1 pseudogene is annotated in these 291 nt (G+C 66.3%); it reads right to left on the bottom strand.

Annotation, left to right across the window (positions count from 1 at the left end):
* Nucleotides 1–291, bottom strand: a pseudogene (locus tag ACXAJT_RS27680) (hypothetical protein); the annotation flags it as partial.

Here is a 291-nt window from a genome sequence, read left to right on the forward strand (position 1 = left end):
GCAGGCCATCGTCCCCCGCCACGATATCGAGCGTGGAGTCGAGAAGCCCGTCTTCTCCGGTGACCACATCGAGCGTGCCGGTGACGATGCCGTCTTCGCCGGTGAGGCTATCCAGCAGGCCATCGTCCCCCGCCACGATATCGAGGGTGGAGTCGAGGAGCCCGTCCTCTCCGGCGACCGCATCGAGCGTGCCGGTGACTATGCCCTCTTCGCCGGTGAGGCTGTCGAGCAGGCCGTCATCGCCTGCGACTGTATCGAGCGTGGAGTCGAGAAGCCCATCCTCGCCGGTGA

This window comes from Salipiger sp. ABF4_146, assembly GCF_056161345.1.